Genomic DNA, 15,087 nt, shown 5'->3' with positions numbered 1-15,087 from the left:
CCTCTACTCATAGCGGATTCTCGGGTTGAGTAAGGCGTAGAGCAGATCAACCAGAATATTAATGGTTAAAATTATACAGGCCGCAAGCATGATATAGGTTACAATAATAGGCTGATCCGTCTCAAAGATGGAGGTCAGCAGCAGATTCCCCATCCCCGGCCATTGAAAGATAGTCTCTGTAACAATGGAAAAGGCAATCAGTTCGCCAAATGAAAGACCGGCAATAGTGACTACGGGAATCATCACGTTACGCAGGGCATGTTTCAAGATCACCTTGGCAGGAGAAAGCCCCTTGGCCCAGGCGGTTTTGATATACTCTTCCGATAGCGTTTCTCTCATTCCGGCCCTGGTGAGACGAATCAGAACAGCCAGCTGATAGCCGGAAAGTGTAAGGGCTGGCAGCAGAATATGTTTCAAGCCGGACACAGTCAGCAGACCAGTCCGCCAGAACCCTATCTGTACCGTATCCCCACGGCCGAAAGAAGGGAGAAGATCCAGATAAACGGAAAAGAACATCACCAGCAGAATACCGATTAGAAACGTCGGTATCGAAATCCCAAAGAGCGATCCTGCCATGATTGTCCGACTGAAAAAACCGTTGGGATTAATGGAAACAACAACCCCGAGCCCGACACCTAAAATAAAGGAGATGAAGAGAGCAGTAAAAGCCAGCTCAAAGGTTGCCGGAAACCGTTCCAGAATCATATCCAGGGCATCGATCTGACTCACATAGGATTTACCGAAATTGCCGTGCATCACTCCTTTCAAAAAAGTGGCATATTGCACATAAACAGGCCGGTCAAGGCCATAGGCAATCCTCACCTGCTCCCGCTCCTCCTGGGTTGCATATTTCCCGGCCAGCATGAGCACAGGATCCCCAGTGAAGCGGAACATGGCGAAACAGACAGTGGAGACCAGGACGAGAACAACCATGCCCTGTATCAATCTTTTAACGAGATATGTAGTCATATCAACCTGTCGGGGGCTTTATCCAGCCCCCTTTTCAGACTTCCGGTTTACTTGATTTCCTTAACAACAATCCAGCGGTCGGAACGGGGAGTAAACTTAATCCCCTTACCTTTGACGACGGCAAAGATATCCTGCTGATAATGGAGAGGAATCCAGGCAACGTCCTCCACTGACATCCTGTTGATTTTCTGCAGGGCCTTTTCCCTTTCACCACGATCAATAATGGATGAAGAGGCAATAATTCTGGCATCAATATCAGGATTGGAATACTCGGCCCCGTTATAGGTGCCCATTCCCTTGTCCTTATCGGGAGTATGGAGCAGTTTTTCCGCAGAACGACCAAAATCAAAGGAACCGTCAAACCAGCCGATCAGGTAGAAACTGTGTTTTTTCCCGGTCAGTTCATCAAAGAAAATGGACTTGGGCTTCACATCCAGTTTGACTTTAAGACCGATCTTGGCCAGATATTTAGCCACAGCCTCACAGATTTTTTCGTCATTAATATATCTGTCATTGGGACCCGCAACGGTAATTTCAAATCCATCACTATATCCGGCTTCTGCCAACAGGTTCCTGGCCAGGACCGGATCATAATCATACCGTTTGATGGAAGGATCATACCCAACAGTGGGAACATCAGGAATCTGATTGGCCATGGTGGCCTGTCCACGCATGATCTTTTCTATGATCTCTTTTTCATTAATGGCGTGGGCAATGGCCTTGCGTACACGAATATCAGCAAAGGGTGTGTTCGGTTTATTGCCGATGCCCATGTAGATTGCCCTTCTGGCAGCCTGGGAAATCACCTCGATATGTTTCATTGATTTGACACGATCAAAAAGGGTGACCGGGACGCCGTTAACAATATCAACCTGTTTTCCGGCCAGGGCGGCAAAACGGGTGGATTCCTCGGTTATAGGACGAATCTCCACTGTTTTGTACTTCGGGGCACCCTCCCAGTAGTTTTCGTTGGCCTCCATGCGGATATATGATCCCTTCACCCACTCGACCAGTTTATACGCCCCTGTGCCGATGGGATGGGTGTTGTAATCGCCATCATCCCTGTTTACCGATGATTCCTTATCGACAATAAAGTTCTGATGCATGGTTTCAGCAAACCAGGGAACAGGTTTTTTAGTCTTGAAGATAACCGTGTAGTCATCCGGTGTTTCTATGGAAGCAATACTGTTTGCGATATTCAACAGTTTTGAATACTTAGGGTTCTTCATCCGTTCAAAGGTAAACTTGACGTCTGCGGCATTGAAGTCATTTCCGTTACTGTATTTCACCCCTTTACGGAGTTCAAATTTCCATGTCAACGCATCAACACGCTGCCATTTGACAGCCAATGCCGGACTGAGTTTCCCCTCCGGAGCCTTTCTCTGGAGAAGTCCGTCAAAAAAATTGGACATATAGGACAAATTGGCATCCGATGAATAGGCATGGGGATTCATCGATTTGGGCGGCGCATCTGTGGCAATAACCAGGTCAGCTTTTGCCATGGCACTGGTCGGCAGGACAATTGCGGCCAGTACGGCCAGGGTTTTCAAGGTGCGGTGTTTCATCGTAATTCCTCCCTTTTTACAAATGTTGTAAAACTTTTCTCGAACACTTTTCTGCAGCAGACATCTGTTCAGAATTATGGTGTAAACAGGTGACAGGCAACACTGTGACCATCACCCATATTGTAAAAAACCGGCTCTTTTTCCGTGCATATCTCCATCTTCCGGGGGCAGCGTGTATGAAAACGACACCCGGAGGGTGGGTTAATGGGACTTGGCACATCCCCTTCCAGGAGAATCCGGTTCTTACGATGCAGCGGATCAGAAACCGGTGCGGCTGAAAGAAGGGCCTGTGTATAGGGATGTTTCGGGTTTGTATAAAGTGAAGCATAAGGCGCTTCTTCTATGATCTTACCCAGGTACATCACCAGAATACGGTCGCAGAGATACTCTACCACGGCCAGATCATGGGAAATAATTATAAGCGAAAGATCAAAATCTTTTTTCAGATCCATGAGCAGATTGATTATCTGCGCCTGGATGGAAACATCGAGGGCAGAAACCGGTTCATCCCCGATAATCACCGTCGGATCAAGAGCCAGAGCCCTCGCAATACCGATCCTCTGCCGTTGTCCTCCAGAAAATTCATGGGGATAACGTTCCCCCTGCTCAGGCGATAACCCAACGGTTTCAAGAAGAAAGGCAAGCCGGTCACGTCTCTCCTTTCCCCCATATATACGGTGTACATCCATGGGGTCACTCAGGATCCGGTTTACTGTCATCCTCGGATTCAGAGAGGAATAGGGATCCTGGAAGATAAGCTGCATCTTGCGACGCAGAACCCGCATCTCCCTCCGGCTCATCCCCGCCATATCCCTGCCCTCAAACCAGACCCGGCCTCCGGTTACCGGAGTCAGCCCGACCAGGGCCATACCAGCAGTTGTCTTGCCGCAACCGGACTCTCCGACAATTCCGAGAGTCTCACCCTTTTCCAGGTGAAAACTGACACCATCAACAGCATACACATACCCCACCGTCCGCGAGGTTATACCTTTACGGATAGGAAAGTGGACCTGCAACTTTTCTGTTTTCAGTATTTCCGTCATTTTTTTCAATGGTCTTGATGGAGCCAGCAGCGAACAGCATGATTTCCACTGACACCATACAGCGGTGGTTCCTGTTCACCGCATATTTTCATGGCCCGGGAACACCGTTCCCTGAATGCGCAACCGACAGGAAGACCGTAAAGACTTGGAACTATTCCTTTTATTTCACTCAGCTTTTTCTGTTCTCCCCTGCTGCGGCTGCCGAGAATCGGTATGGAATGCAGCAACCCCCTGGTATACGGGTGCAAGCTGTTTTGGAACAATTCAACTGTTTCCGCCTCCTCCACAACCCGACCCGCGTACATGACCACAATCCGATCCGCCATTTCCGAAATGACACCCAGATCATGGGTAATCATCTGTATGGCTGTATCCAGTTCATCCTTCAACCTGTTCATCAGATCGAGAATCTGGGCCTGAACCGTTACATCCAGAGCCGTTGTCGGTTCATCGGCTATGAGCAACTCCGGGTCACAGGCCAGAGCCATGGCTATCATTGCCCGCTGCCGCATCCCCCCGGAAAGCTGGTGAGGATATTCTCCCACCCTTTTCTCCGGAGCCGGTATCTGCACCCGATCCAGCATCTCCACTGCCGCATCCAGTCCATCCTTCTTACTCATGCCCCTGTGGAGAATGAACATCTCTGCGATCTGATTGCCGATGGTGAAGACAGGATTGAGAGAGGTCATCGGCTCCTGAAAGATCATGGCAATACGGTTCCCACGAATACGACGCATCTCCTTCTGACTCAATTGCACCAAATCTTCCCCATGAAAGAAGATTTTACCGCCGACAATTTTCCCCGGAGGCTCCGGCACAATTCTCATGACCGACGACGCTGTGACCGATTTGCCACAACCCGACTCCCCGACAATACCCAGGGATTCACCCTTGTTCAGTGTGTAAGAGACACCATTAACCGCTTTGGCCACGCCTTCAAAGGTATAAAACCATGTTTTCAGATTTTTGACGTCAAGCAGACGGGATCCTGTCATGCCATCACCCCCTTGCCACTTCTTTCAGAAAACGATCAAGGCGATCATACATTTCATGGAAAGAATCAAGAACAATATGCTCCTCTTCGGTGTGCTGAGACATTTCCCCGTCCGCTCCCCAGATTACTCCCGGAACTTTCTTTTCCGAAAAATAGCGGGCATCCGAGGCTCCATGTTCAAAACCGAGGCGTGCACCTCCCGAGTATTTCTGCAGCAGATAGAGATACGGTGAATCTCCGCCATAAAAGAGTGGTGCCTGTTCCAGGAGGGTGACATTGCTCTGAACCGTATTTTTAATGGTACTGAAGATTTCCTCCGGATCGTCATGCTCCGTATACCGTATGTCCATCAACGCATACGCTTTCCCGGGTACCATATTACTGGAACCATTTCCTGCGCCGCATTTGGTCAACACCATGGTTTTATGCCAGTGATCCGCTCTTTTTTCTGGAAAAAGAGCCTTGATTTCATGGTAATCCTCAACGAGAATATCAAAAGCATTTTTCCCCAGCCAGGGACGGGCGGCATGAGCAGCCTCCCCGATGGCATCCAGCCGGAGACGAACTATGCCCTTTTCTTTGGTGACAATAAGTTTTGGATTACCTCCATCCAGGGCTATGAAAAAATCAGTATTGATTTTCTCATTCACGCTGCCGACTCCATTTTCTCCACCGACCTCTTCGTCACCGGTAAATAGCAGACCAAAACAAATATCTTCAACTCCCTTTCCGTTTTCCTGCAACATTTTCAGGTGATTCCTGAACAGAACCAGAGAGAGGGCAACGCCATATTTATCATCAATGGCACCTCTGCCGTACAGTCGACCATTTTCCTGTCGTGGCGTATAGAGAGCAGCATTTTCAGCCTCAACCACATCAAAATGAGCCATCAGTAGAATTTTTACTGAAGATTTTCCGGGTGGCAGAACAACAATCGAGGGTACATTGTTTTTCGTATAACGCTGGAAGGGTATCTCGTTCTCTTCCAGCCACCGTTCAATAAAATCACTGCAGCGAAGGATTTCATCCGGTCTTGTCCGGGTTGAAGGAATTCGAATCAGTTCTTCAAGCAGGTTTGCCATCTCTTTTTTCAATTGTTCTTCAACCACAATACCAACTCTCTCAATCAAGTTTTAATACATCCTAAATCAAAGTTTAAAAAATCTTTTAACCGAAAAACAAGAAATTATCAAACAATAATTGAAGAATTGGCAAACAGTCTGTATGATAATAATTCTTACGGGTTATTCACTTTAACAGCAACCTCAATCCTGCACTTATATGAGAATATTTCCGCAAACCCTCAACAGAATAATTGAAGGAAGTGGTCTCAACCTGCACAATATCAGCCAGGCTTCAGGGGTCTCCGACACTTACCTTTCAAAACTGGCCAAGGGAAAAATAAACAGACCCGGAAAAGATAAAATAACCTCAATTCTCCTGGCTCTCAACTTCACTATCTCTGATATCAACCAGATTCTCTCCAACTATGATTATCAACCGTTGTGCAGAGAAGATATCCCGGACATTCTCAAAAACAACAGGGCAAGAAAAATCACCGGAGGCAATCTTCCCCAGTATGACCATATCTATTTTGATCTTCTTCTGGTGGTACTTGAGCAAATCGGGGTACGAAAATTCTGGTTAAAAACAGGCCCAGTGGCGTTTTTATGCCACGAAAACTGTATTTAATGAAAGAATACCCTTACGAAGAAAATAATGCGGCAGCTCTTTTCAGATACACTCTTACGGAGGAACTGCTGAAGGAACGGATGTCACTCTTCAGGGAAAACTGCAGCGCCGGATCCCGTCTTGATACTTATATCTGCAAAACCTGCCTGGATGAATATCTGGAGCGACACCTTTCCCCGGCCACCAGGGAAAAACATCCCCGGCGGGCCAAACTGGTGGTTGACTATTTTGCCAATGGACTCTCCCTTGCCCTGAAGCTGCCACAGATTCATCGAGCCTATATCATGGAGCGGTGCCCCTATTTTCATTTTCAGATCCAGGATGCGGACAGCCATCAGCCCAAGGTCAGCTATCCGGGCAGAAAGCTGCATCTCTTCAATAATCATTTCGACAAACGAAACCTGCAGGGATTTACTACAGACCTGCATCATATCGTCAACCACTTCAAGCAGGAGGCCGCCATGTGCCGGGGAGCCATATTGCCCGGATTCGTCGAAAATTATCCCCACTCCCTGGAAACATATCTCACCGGAGTGTTCGAACAGTTTTCCCTGGCAACACTTTTGAAAGAAAGACTTTCCATCCTCATGGAAAACGAAAAAATCACCTTTTTTGAATAATACTTAAGTTTTATGACCAACCTTGATCATCTGGTAATTGGTGCCTCCACGGTAAAAGAAGGAGTTTCCTATATCAAATCTGTATTAAACGTGGATATTCCTCCCGGTGGAAAGCACTCACAAATGGGCACAGAGAATCATGTCATGAAACTGGGGAACAACACGTTTTTAGAAGTGATAGCCATTGACTATGGAGCTGTCCCGCCACCCTTCCCCCGCTGGTTCGGCCTGGATGACCCATTTGTCAGAGAAGAACTGAAAAGATCACCCCGACTCCTGACATGGGTTATCAACACGGATAATCTTTCCGCAATACGGCAAAAATCAAAACTTGAACTCGGCAACCCTGTAAAACTCTCCCGTGGAGATCTGGAATGGTCATTCTCAACACCGGAAGACGGCCATCTGCTTGCAGGCGGCATGGTGCCTTATGTGATCCAGTGGCATAACAGACAATCCCATCCCTCCGAGAGGATGGAAGACAAACATTGTCGCCTGGTCAATCTTGAAATTCACCACCCGTCGCCGGTCTGGCTCAAAAGTATTCTTTCTTCCATGGAGGCCCTGTCCCATGTGACCATAAAACCTCTGCCAACGGAGTCTACTCCCTTTCTGCTCGGTCGTATCCTTACACCACAGGGAATTGTAACCCTACAAAGCAATCACCTGATCAAATATTGACCAGGTGACCAGTTTCCGGCCACTTCAGCTGGACCGGAAGGCCCGGCAACAGGAATAAAATCCAAATCAACCACACTCTTTCAAAGGGTTTTTAAAATGGACCAGGTTTTGCAATATTGATATTTGTTTAAATAGACCGCCCAGAAAACGGGCAGGGTCTCTTCATGAATCAGATTAACATTTCCGCCAAATGGTGAAATTATGAAAAGAGTACTGGTCGTTGATGATGAAGAAGATATGCTCTGGATGCTGCAGAGAAACCTGAGCAAATCGATGGAACATGTTGAAATCCTGGCCGCAAAATCGGGCGAGGAGGCACTGGCTCTTTTAAGCGATAACCCGACGGACCTTGTTCTCACGGATATCAATATGCCGGGAATGAGCGGTCTGGAATTGTTGATCGAGATCAACAACCGTCATCCGGAAACCGGTGTTATCATCATGACCGCTTACCCTTCAAACAGCTACGAAAACGAAGCGATGATGAGCGGCAGCCTGAGATTTATCGAAAAACCTTTTGATATCAAGGAACTTCGTTCAATCATAGAAGAAGTTCTCCAGGAAAATGAAGGTTTCCAGGGTACTGTTGACGGGGTTGACCTGATGGATATTGTCCAGTTCAACGGGCTCTCCAGGGCAACGGCAGCACTCAAGGTAACCACCGGGGAACAGGAAGGTATGATTTTTTTCAAAGATGGCAGTGTGGTCCATGCCATGTGTGACGAGCGCAGTGGGGAGGAGGCGTTCTTTACCATCCTTCAGTTCAACGGCGGCACTCTCCAGAATATCAAGGGTGTTCAGCCCCCCATGGTCAGTATTGATAAGTCCCTTGAAGCCCTGCTCTTTGAGGCGGCCGTCCAGAATGATGAAACTACAGCCCCCGAGGTATCCGGCGAAAACACAGACGATACACAACAACCACCCCATGAAACTGAATCCGAAGGTGAAGACTCCCAGTCTCCCCCTGAAGACAATGACATCACTTTCAGGGAGGTGGAAGATGAAAACAGTGACAGCGCAGAAGAACAACCAGAAATTTCAGCAGAGGATTTTGAAATGACAGAGATTCAGGAAATATTAGCAGAATTCACCAATATCGAAGGCGTACATACAGCCTGCCTTGTCGGCCGTGACGGCTTTCTTCTGGACAGCCTGGCACGGGCAGGAATTGACGCGGAAATGATTGGCGCAATTGCCTCTTCCGGTTTTGGCTCTGCAGAGTCCATGGGGAATCAACTTGGCCAGGGAGACCTGCAGATGACCATGTTTGAATTCGAGAACGGTCCGGTTCTTTTTGCGCCGGTGGGCAGTGAAGCCTTTCTGGTTATCGTTGCTGATCAGGATACCAACCTGGGCTGGATCAGAATCAGTATCAGGAAGAACTCCAGGAAAATCCAGGAGGCGGCATCCCTTTAGAAGGCACCATGAAATGCTTTTCCGGAATATTCTTCACTCCGGAAAAGCATTATTCAAGACTTTTTTCCCACGCCCCCACAAATCCGGCAAAATCTTCTTCGTATTTCTGTATCAACAATCTGGCCTTTCCGAGCCACTCTTCTTTCGTAGTCATAAGAAAAATAAAAAACGGCTCTTCCTCCTTATGCCTGATGATAAAATGAAACTGACTGGTTGTGATCAGAATATCATCCACAACCTCATCATCCGCCAGCAGTTTTATCGCCTTTGAATTGGACTTGACTACTGAGGCAAGATAGGCAGAAGCAGCGGCTATTTCAATATTATCATCCCGCACGGTTTCAGCTATGGACATACCGTCATCCACTGTAACCACTGCGGCGGCAAGTATCCCGGGAAGCTCCATGGCCATTTTGCCGACAAGGCTCTGCAGTTTTTCAATCATGTGTAAACCTGGGAAAAATGAATAACCTGAACAGGTGACGATTTTGTGTTTTTATTTAAGTAACATACCGGAACTACAATTAAAAAATCCAACATGGTTGACATGAAAAATCACCATTGAACGCTCACGGATTCAGGTATAAGATAAAAAAATCTGTTCAGGTACAAATTATACCATTTCCCCTTCGTAATTTGGAAGAAGTATTTATTTTTTCACATATTCCGGTATAAATGTTTCTTAAAGGGTGCCCATCCATTATGGTCCGGGGAATCAGAAAGGAGCAGTTTTATGCGTGCAGTAATACAGAGGGTCAGCAGTGCATCAGTAACAATTGATTCATCGATAACAGGAAAAATCGGTCGGGGCCTGGTTGTTTTACTCGGCATTCACGCCAGTGACACAGACAGGGATCTGCGATGGATGGCGGACAAAACCACAGCTCTTCGCATATTTGAGGACAATAATGGAAAAATGAACCTTTCCCTTGAAGACATTGGAGGAGAAATGCTTATAATCTCTCAGTTCACTCTCTACGGTGATTGCCGCAAGGGAAGGCGTCCAGGCTATTCCGATGCGGCACCGCCGGAGATCGCCGAGCCAATCTATCACCGGTTTGTAGAAGAGATCAAGAGGAGACAGATCCGGTTCGCCACCGGAACCTTCCGGGCAGCAATGGCTGTGGATCTGGTCAATGACGGCCCGGTAACCCTCCTGCTTGATTCCCATAAAAAATTCTGATTACCTATGAAAACCATGACATCCTCCTTTCCAGGCTTCACACTGAAACGTGAAGAATTTATAAAAGAAATCGATTCCACCGTTTTTCTCTTTGAACACTCTCTGCTGAAATGCCCTGTTCTTGCCATCAAAAACAGTGACTCCAACAAGACTTTTTCGGCAGCTTTCAATACCGTCCCCACCGACTCTACCGGTGTGGCTCATATTCTCGAACATTCGGTCTTGATGGGGTCAGAAAAATACCCGGTCAAAGACGTGTTCGGCGAAATCAACAAGGGAGGGCTGACCACTTTTCTCAATGCCATGACCGGCTCCGATATCACCTATTATCCTTTCGCCACCAGAAACCTGAAAGAATATTTCAATATCATGGATGTCTACTGTGATGTGGTCTTCAATCCTCTTCTGACCGAAAAAACCTTTGAACAGGAAGGCTGGCACTACCACCAGGAGAGCCTTGACTCACCGCTCCAGTACCAGGGAGTTGTTTACAACGAAATGAAAGGTGCTTTTTCCGATCCCATCCGTCATATCTTTCATCATATTTTTGCAGGACTCCTGCCCGGATCCACCTACGCCCATGAATCGGGCGGAGACCCGCGAAACATTCCGGACCTGAGTTACGAAGAATTTTGTGCCTTTCACAAAAAACACTATCACCCGTCAAATGGCATGTTTTTTCTCTACGGGGACGCCCCCCTGGAGGAAGAACTGGAATTTCTGCATGACAGATTTTTCTCTACATTCAGTGACCCCGGTAAGCGTGCGGAAATCAAAAAAGGCACCCCACCCGACAGCCCAGTCTTTATTGAAGACAGTTATGGGGTGGATTCAACAGACACCACCGAAAAGACATTTCTGGCCCTTGGAACCAATGTGTCTACAGTCGCCAATCGTGAGGAAAACACCGCGTTCCAGATTATCGCCAATATTCTTTTTAATTCAGATGGGTCCCCCTGAAAAACAGTATCACCTCCAGTGGACTCTGCAAAGACTTCGGCGGGTTCTATATGGCCGGATCATCTTACAGAACCATGATGGTCAGTTACCTGGTGGGCAGCGAAGCAAAACATCGTGACGATTTCCTGGCTCTTTATTCAGATACTCTGAGAAAAATGGTACAGAAAGGACTGGACCGGGACCTGGTCCTTTCCGAACTGAATAAATTTGAATTCAGTTTCCGTGAAGAATCGAGCAAGGCCCAGCGCGGGCTTGACCGAATCGGCAAAGCCATGGGAGCCATGAAATACGGCAATGACCCTTTCCAGCACCTGAAAAGTGAAGAGCTGATCAAAACTCTGCGTCAAAAGGCATTGAATGAAAACTATTTTGAGGAACTGATTGAAAACCACCTGCTTGACAATCCCTCCTCCGTCACCGTAACCCTTGTACCGGATCCCGAAAAACAGCAGAAGACCCAGGAGGAGGAACAGCGGAGACTGGCCGAATACGACAGCAGGGCCACAGAAAAAGAACGGGCCGACAGGATTCGCAAAACACTTGACCTTATCAGGGAACAACAGACGCCCAACAGCGTTGAAACACTTTCCCTGCTGCCCCGCCTTTCTCTCCGGGACCTGGGAGTGGATGCCGAATTTCATGCCGTCTCGCCGGAAGAGATGTTTGGCCATGAAGTTCTGGTCAATGATCTCCCCACTAATCATATCTCCTATCTGGATATCGGTTTTGATTTCTCCTGCCTTGAGCCACGCCTCCTTCCCTGGCTTGATATCTTCGGCACCATCTTAACGGAGATCGGCACGGAAAAACTCGATTTCAGGCAGTATGCCAAGGAAATCGCCACCTGCACCGGATCTTTTTCCCATTCCTTGACAACCTACACCAACCGAAACCGACCGGACACTACCCGTCCTGTTCTCTGGCTGCATCTCAAATGTCTGCCGGACTACACTGATCAGGCTCTGCAACTTCTGGCGGAAACTCTCTCCAGCGTGTCTTTCAGTGACAGAACCAGAATCAGGGAAATTGTCGGCAGAGAATTTGCCTGGGCGGAACACGCGGCCCAGAGCGAAGGATACAACCTCCCCACCACCCGGGTCTTTGCTCATTTAAGTACAGCGGGCAGATATAATGAGAGTTTCAACGGGGTAACAGCCTACCTGCAGCTGAAAAAACTGGCTCTCGATTACGACTCCCTGGAAGAACAATTTCTGACTATTCTGCAGGAACTGACAACATTACTGTTTAACAGGGACAATCTCCTCCTGTCGATAACCGCGAATAAAAAGGAAATAGAGCATTTTGCCCGGATCGGCGGTTGTATCCCCGGAGCTCTCGGCTCCAGAAAGCCCGCCCCCCAGCCTCCACCGGATATTTCGTTTCCCCGCCATGAAGCCTTTATCACTTCCGCCGAGGTGGCTTTCGTCGTCCAGGGTGGAAATCTCCTGAAAAATGGAAAAGGATATAATGGCCACTTTGAGGTTTTGAAAACATACCTCTCCCGAGACTACCTGTGGAACAGTGTTCGCCAAATGGGAGGAGCATACGGCTGCTTCATCCAGTTTGGACAGATAAGCGGCAATCTCGCCCTGGTCAGCTACCGTGACCCCAATGTGCGGAAAACATACGAGGCATATAACCAGATACCAACCATTATCGAGTCTCTTGATCTACCGGAGGAAGTGATGGAACAACTCATCATCGGAACCTACGGCACCTTTACGCCCCTGCAGAGCAGTGCAGCAAAAGGTGCAACCGCCAGAAACGATTACCTGAACGGGATCACCCCGGAATACAAAAGACAACGACTGGAAGAAATCACCACCACAAACGTTGAAGACATGCGCGCCTTTGCAAAACCATTTGCCCGGATGATACCGGAAAGTCACCGATCCGTCATCGGCAACAGGATGAAAATTGAGGAAGACCGCGATCTCTTTGAAAAGCTTACAGAACTCTGATTTTTCAGATGTCCATCCCACAGGATTCAGGTATAGTGTTGAGAAGTAACTGATCACAGGACAGGCAACCTCGTTGTATCAGTCATTGTATTTGCAACAGGTTACAGGGTGCCGGAGATTTTCGCAAGCAGCCCGGCGCAGCGTATTGGTCATACGTAAGCCGGGCTGATCGCGGAAAGATTCGGTACCCTGTGACCTGTTACGTTGAGAACAACAATTCATCACACGGAAGTCAGACTGCGAACAATACCTCTGCAGCATTGCAGACTTCCGTAATAAATAAAGGAGCATGACAATGCAATACTCTTCTGAAATTCAGGAAATGTGTCGTGTCGCCCAGGGGACGAACCACGGCCCCGCGCCGATCCCCCAGGAAGGCAGATGGACGCAGGCAAAGGAAGTATCCGATATCAACGGGCTGACTCATGGTGTTGGCTGGTGCGCACCCCAGCAGGGGGCATGTAAACTGACCCTGAATATCAAAGACGGCCTGATTGAAGAAGCTCTTATCGAAACCATTGGTTGCACCGGCATGACCCATTCAGCAGCCATGGCCTCCGAGATCCTGCCGGGTAAAACCATTCTCGAAGCGCTTAATACGGACCTGGTCTGTGACGCTATTAACGTGGCCATGCGGGAACTTTTCCTGCAGATCGTCTATGGCCGCAGCCAGTCCGCCTTTTCCGAAGGTGGTCTGCCAATCGGAGCCGGTCTTGAAGATCTCGGCAAGGGATTGCGTTCGGTCTGCGGTACCATGTACGGGACCAGCAAAAAAGGCCCGCGCTATCTGGAAATGGCGGAAGGCTATGTACTGGAAATCGGTCTGGACGGAAATGATGAAATTATCGGCTATAAATTTGTCTCCATGGGAAAAATGATGGATGCCATTAAAAAGGGAGTGGATGCCGGCAAGGCACTTGAAGATGCTACCGGAACCTATGGCCGGTTTGAAGATGCTGTTAAAACTATCGATCCCCGTCAGGAATAAGGAGAGAAGACATGGCACTGTTTGAAAGTTATGACAGGCGGATTAACCAGATCACTCCTGTCCTGGAAAAATACGAAATGCAATCCCTGGAACAAGCCAGGGAAAACTGTCTGCAATATGGTGTTGATGTGGCTGAGATCGTAAAATCAATCCAGCCTATCTGTTTTGAAAATGCAATCTGGGCCTATACACTGGGGGCAGCCATTGCCATTAAAAAAGGGGCGACAAAGGCGTCGGACGTGGCTGCTGCCATTGGAGAAGGGTTGCAGGCTTTCTGTATTCCCGGTTCTGTTGCCGACGACCGCAAGGTTGGGATAGGCCACGGGAACCTGGCCGCCATGCTCCTGCGGGAAGAGACACGCTGCTTCGCCTTTCTGGCCGGCCATGAGTCTTTTGCCGCAGCTGAAGGCGCCATTGGCATTGCCAGGTCCGCAAACCGCGTCCGGAAAACCCCTCTGAAGGTTATCCTCAATGGTCTTGGAAAAGACGCGGCCAAGATTATTTCGAGAATTAACGGTTTTACCTATGTGCAGACCAGCTTCAACTACGCCACGGGAGAGCTCTCAGTCGTTAATGAAACAGTTTACTCTGATGGAGAGCGGGGCAAGGTGAGATGTTTTGGCGCGGACGATGTAAGAGAGGGTGTTGCCATCAACCACCTGGAAGGTGTTGACGTTTCCATAACCGGAAACTCCACCAACCCTACCCGCTTCCAGCATCCAGTGGCCGGAACGTATAAGAAAGAATGTGTACAGCAGGGTAAAAACTATTTTTCCGTAGCCTCCGGGGGTGGAACAGGTCGGACACTTCACCCGGATAACATGGGTGCCGGACCCGCTTCTTACGGAATGACGGACACCATGGGCAGGATGCATTCAGACGCCCAGTTCGCAGGCTCCTCCTCCGTACCCGCTCACGTGGAAATGATGGGCCTTATCGGCATGGGAAATAACCCCATGGTCGGCGCCACCGTGGCTGTCTCGGTGGCTGTTGAACAGGCTGCAGGATAGTTGAG

General features: G+C 48.5%; 15 protein-coding genes. 9 read left to right on the top strand and 6 right to left on the bottom strand.

The features are described 5' to 3' along the window. Positions 1-3: 3 nt before the first annotated feature. The 5 genes from LO777_RS19175 to LO777_RS19155 all read right to left on the bottom strand — a co-directional run bounded on the left by LO777_RS19175 (position 4) and on the right by LO777_RS19155 (position 5,680). On the bottom strand, positions 4-969 hold the full coding sequence (locus LO777_RS19175) for an ABC transporter permease (protein WP_228855425.1): 966 nt from the start codon (positions 967-969) through the stop codon (positions 4-6). 47 nt (positions 970-1,016) lie between these two features. After that, on the bottom strand, positions 1,017-2,534 hold the full coding sequence (locus tag LO777_RS19170; protein ID WP_228855424.1) for an ABC transporter substrate-binding protein: 1,518 nt from the start codon (positions 2,532-2,534) through the stop codon (positions 1,017-1,019). A gap of 74 nt (positions 2,535-2,608) precedes the next feature. Continuing rightward, positions 2,609-3,577: an ABC transporter ATP-binding protein gene (locus LO777_RS19165; RefSeq protein WP_228855423.1), complete on the bottom strand. Its 969-nt coding sequence runs from the start codon at positions 3,575-3,577 to the stop codon at positions 2,609-2,611. A gap of 5 nt (positions 3,578-3,582) precedes the next feature. Continuing rightward, positions 3,583-4,572 (bottom strand): ABC transporter ATP-binding protein, encoded by a 990-nt coding sequence (locus LO777_RS19160; protein ID WP_228855422.1) that lies wholly within the window; start codon positions 4,570-4,572, stop codon positions 3,583-3,585. A 4-nt stretch (positions 4,573-4,576) separates the two neighbouring features. Beyond that, positions 4,577-5,680 carry a M20 family metallopeptidase gene (locus tag LO777_RS19155; RefSeq protein WP_228855421.1) on the bottom strand — a complete coding sequence of 368 codons (1,104 nt, stop codon included), beginning with the start codon at positions 5,678-5,680 and terminating at the stop codon, positions 4,577-4,579. A 172-nt stretch (positions 5,681-5,852) separates the two neighbouring features. Between LO777_RS19155 and LO777_RS19150 the strand changes: the two genes are divergently transcribed. The 4 genes from LO777_RS19150 to LO777_RS19135 all read left to right on the top strand — a co-directional run bounded on the left by LO777_RS19150 (position 5,853) and on the right by LO777_RS19135 (position 8,980). After that, the gene (locus LO777_RS19150; protein ID WP_228855420.1) at positions 5,853-6,263 is read left to right on the top strand and encodes a helix-turn-helix domain-containing protein; all 411 of its coding nucleotides are present in this window, start codon (positions 5,853-5,855) and stop codon (positions 6,261-6,263) included. Then, entirely contained in the window at positions 6,263-6,883 is a 621-nt protein-coding gene (locus LO777_RS19145; protein WP_228855419.1) for a hypothetical protein, read from the top strand. Before LO777_RS19150 ends, LO777_RS19145 begins: the two co-directional genes overlap by 1 nt. A gap of 12 nt (positions 6,884-6,895) precedes the next feature. Next, positions 6,896-7,564: a VOC family protein gene (locus LO777_RS19140; protein WP_228855418.1), complete on the top strand. Its 669-nt coding sequence runs from the start codon at positions 6,896-6,898 to the stop codon at positions 7,562-7,564. 201 nt (positions 7,565-7,765) lie between these two features. Beyond that, positions 7,766-8,980, top strand: coding sequence for a response regulator (locus tag LO777_RS19135; protein ID WP_228855417.1), 1,215 nt, complete (start codon positions 7,766-7,768; stop codon positions 8,978-8,980). Between the two features lie 49 nt (positions 8,981-9,029). Here LO777_RS19135 and LO777_RS19130 read toward each other — a convergent pair whose 3' ends face one another. Then, positions 9,030-9,425, bottom strand: coding sequence for a roadblock/LC7 domain-containing protein (locus tag LO777_RS19130; protein ID WP_228855416.1), 396 nt, complete (start codon positions 9,423-9,425; stop codon positions 9,030-9,032). Between the two features lie 288 nt (positions 9,426-9,713). Here LO777_RS19130 and dtd point away from each other — a divergent pair, with 288 nt between their 5' ends. The 5 genes from dtd to LO777_RS19105 all read left to right on the top strand — a co-directional run bounded on the left by dtd (position 9,714) and on the right by LO777_RS19105 (position 15,082). Continuing rightward, complete coding sequence (gene dtd, locus LO777_RS19125; RefSeq protein WP_228855415.1) at positions 9,714-10,163, top strand: D-aminoacyl-tRNA deacylase; 450 nt, start codon at positions 9,714-9,716, stop codon at positions 10,161-10,163. 6 nt (positions 10,164-10,169) lie between these two features. Continuing rightward, entirely contained in the window at positions 10,170-11,123 is a 954-nt protein-coding gene (locus LO777_RS19120; protein WP_228855414.1) for an insulinase family protein, read from the top strand. A gap of 50 nt (positions 11,124-11,173) precedes the next feature. Next, positions 11,174-13,084 carry an insulinase family protein gene (locus tag LO777_RS19115; protein WP_228855413.1) on the top strand — a complete coding sequence of 637 codons (1,911 nt, stop codon included), beginning with the start codon at positions 11,174-11,176 and terminating at the stop codon, positions 13,082-13,084. Positions 13,085-13,379: 295 nt separating this feature from the next. Further along, positions 13,380-14,072: an iron-sulfur cluster assembly scaffold protein gene (locus tag LO777_RS19110; RefSeq protein WP_228855412.1), complete on the top strand. Its 693-nt coding sequence runs from the start codon at positions 13,380-13,382 to the stop codon at positions 14,070-14,072. An 11-nt stretch (positions 14,073-14,083) separates the two neighbouring features. After that, positions 14,084-15,082 (top strand): GGGtGRT protein, encoded by a 999-nt coding sequence (locus tag LO777_RS19105; protein ID WP_228855411.1) that lies wholly within the window; start codon positions 14,084-14,086, stop codon positions 15,080-15,082. Positions 15,083-15,087 lie beyond the last annotated feature (5 nt).

It is taken from the genome of Desulfomarina profundi (assembly GCF_019703855.1).
In the GTDB taxonomy this organism is placed as follows: domain Bacteria; phylum Desulfobacterota; class Desulfobulbia; order Desulfobulbales; family Desulfocapsaceae; genus Desulfomarina; species Desulfomarina profundi.
Note: the sequence above shows the minus strand (reverse complement) of the source record. Positions and strands in the feature narration are given on the sequence as shown.